This is a genomic window from Streptomyces phytophilus (assembly GCF_013870535.1).
Classification (GTDB): Bacteria; Actinomycetota; Actinomycetes; order Streptomycetales; family Streptomycetaceae; genus Streptomyces; species Streptomyces phytophilus.
Genome location: NZ_JACBXC010000879.1, coordinates 1 through 2605 on the forward strand (window position 1 = coordinate 1; position 2605 = coordinate 2605).

Below are 2605 nucleotides of genomic sequence, written 5' to 3' on the forward strand. Positions count from 1 at the left end.
AGCCAGCGGGAGCACTGCGCCGCCCCCGCGCCCACTTCCAGCACCGCGCGCCCCGTCAGGGAACCGGCCGGTCCGAGCAGCCGCGCCTCCGCCTCGTCCAGGCCCTCGGGGCCCCAGAGGAAGCGTGCGCCGTCGGCGCCGCCGAGGAAGCCGCCGTGTTCGCGCTGGTAGTCGTCGGCGTTGCGGTCCCACCAACCACGGCTCGCCAGGCGGGTTTCCCGTGCGGGGACGGGGCGTCGGGTAGCCTCTGCCGGAACATCAGCATCAGCGGCCCCTTCGGCACCTTCGGCACCGTTTTCGTACTCGTGGACCATCGGCCGGACCCGTCGTAGTACCTTCCTGCCACGCGCGAGAGTGACGGAGCGCCACTACTGCCGGGTATGGGGCGGCATGCCCCAGGTGCACTCTTCGCGCATTGACCATGCCCGGCTGCCCCCGTATGCTACAAGTTGCGCTGCGGGCCTGCGCGCCTCGGACGGAGCAGGCCGCGCTCGCATCGGTTGTATGTCCCCTCGGTTCACGAGGCGCTGCCGGACTCCCCCTGGGGGGTCGGGAAAGCGCCTCTTAGGCTGTCCGGCTTCGGCGGTGCGATCACAGGGCTCTCGGCGTGGAGTGACGACGACTCAACTTGCCCGTACCGGAGCCCAATCCCACATGACGAGCAGCACCGAGAACACCGCGGCCGCCCCGACGCAGGTCGCGGTCAACGACATCGGTTCCGAGGAAGCCTTCCTCGCCGCGATCGACGAGACGATCAAGTACTTCAACGACGGCGACATCGTCGACGGCGTCATCGTGAAGGTCGACCGGGACGAGGTCCTGCTCGACATCGGCTACAAGACCGAGGGTGTCATCCCTTCCCGGGAACTCTCGATCAAGCACGACGTCGACCCGAACGAGGTCGTCGCCGTCGGCGACGAGATCGAGGCCCTTGTCCTCCAGAAGGAGGACAAGGAAGGCCGGCTGATCCTCTCGAAGAAGCGCGCGCAGTACGAGCGTGCGTGGGGCACCATCGAGAAGATCAAGGAAGAGGACGGCATCGTCACCGGTACCGTCATCGAGGTCGTCAAGGGCGGTCTCATCCTCGACATCGGCCTGCGGGGCTTCCTGCCCGCATCGCTGGTCGAAATGCGCCGCGTGCGCGACCTGCAGCCCTATGTCGGCAAGGAGCTCGAAGCCAAGATCATCGAGCTGGACAAGAACCGGAACAACGTGGTTCTGTCCCGCCGTGCCTGGCTGGAGCAGACCCAGTCCGAGGTCCGGCAGACCTTCCTCACCACCCTCCAGAAGGGCCAGGTGCGATCGGGTGTGGTCTCCTCGATCGTCAACTTCGGCGCCTTCGTGGACCTGGGCGGTGTGGACGGCCTGGTGCACGTGTCCGAGCTGTCCTGGAAGCACATCGACCACCCCTCCGAGGTGGTCGAGGTCGGCCAGGAGGTCACGGTCGAGGTCCTGGACGTCGACATGGACCGCGAGCGCGTCTCGCTGTCCCTGAAGGCGACCCAGGAAGACCCGTGGCAGCAGTTCGCGCGCACGCACCAGATCGGTCAGGTCGTGCCCGGCAAGGTCACGAAGCTGGTGCCGTTCGGCGCGTTCGTCCGAGTCGACGAGGGCATCGAGGGCCTGGTCCACATCTCCGAGCTGGCCGAGCGCCACGTGGAGATCCCGGAGCAGGTCGTCCAGGTCGGCGACGAGATCTTCGTCAAGGTCATCGACATCGACCTGGAGCGTCGCCGCATCAGCCTCTCGCTGAAGCAGGCGAACGAGACCTTCGGTCCCGACCCGATGGCCGTCGACTTCGACCCGACGCTCTACGGCATGGCCGCCTCGTACGACGACCAGGGGAACTACATCTACCCCGAGGGCTTCGACCCGGAGACCAACGAGTGGCTCGACGGGTACGAGAAGCAGCGCGAGGAGTGGGAGGGCCAGTACGCCGAGGCCCACACCCGCTTCGAGCAGCACCAGGCGCAGGTCGTCAAGTCCCGCGAGGCCGACGCCCAGGCGGCGGCCGAGTCGGGCGACTCGGCGCCGGCTCCGTCCGGTGGCGGTTCGTACTCCTCCGAGGGTGCGGACGACTCCGGTGCGCTGGCCTCGGACGAGGCGCTGGCGGCGCTCCGCGAGAAGCTGGCCGGCGGCCAGAGCTGACCGCGGGCCGGATCGCGTAGCGGTCGGACGCGGCACGACAGACGGAAGCCCGTCGTCCCTTCCGGGGCGGCGGGCTTCCGCTGTGTGCCCGTACGCGGGCCTCCCGGCGGGGCTTGCGGGGCCCGCGGGCCTTCGTTCCGGGCGTGCGCCCCGGGCACGTACGCTGGGGTCATGCCCCTGCCCGTACGCCAGCTCCGCCTGCCCCAGGGCCGTGCGGCGGATACCGCCCTCGCGGCCGGGACGGGTGTGCTCGTGGCGCTGGGCACGGTGCAGGCGTTCGTCGGCGAGCGCAAGGAGTCGTGGGCGACGACGGCGGCGGGCTGGGCGCTGATCGTGCTCGCGTCCGGGGCGCTGTACTTCGCGCGCCGCCGTCCGGTCGCCGTGGCCGGGTTCGTCATCCCGCTCGTCGGCGTCTACTACGTGAGCAGCGCGTACGACGGACCGGTGTTCGTCGTGC

The 2605-nt window shown here is 69.4% G+C and carries 1 protein-coding gene and 2 pseudogenes; 2 read left to right on the plus strand and 1 reads right to left on the minus strand.

The annotated features are described in order from the left end of the window. A pseudogene (locus tag H5J30_RS26600) lies at positions 1-314 on the minus strand (SAM-dependent methyltransferase); the annotation flags it as partial. A 340-nt stretch (positions 315-654) separates the two neighbouring features. Between H5J30_RS26600 and rpsA the strand changes: the two are divergent. Next, positions 655-2148 carry a 30S ribosomal protein S1 gene (rpsA, locus tag H5J30_RS26605; protein ID WP_181789873.1) on the plus strand — a complete coding sequence of 498 codons (1494 nt, stop codon included), beginning with the start codon at positions 655-657 and terminating at the stop codon, positions 2146-2148. Positions 2149-2319: 171 nt separating this feature from the next. Continuing rightward, a pseudogene (locus H5J30_RS26610) lies at positions 2320-2605 on the plus strand (sensor histidine kinase); the annotation flags it as partial.

Coding starts and splice junctions, on each gene's coding strand:
- rpsA (WP_181789873.1), top strand. CDS start 655: ATGACGAGCAGCACCGAGAACACCGCGGCCGCCCCGACGCAGGTCGCG.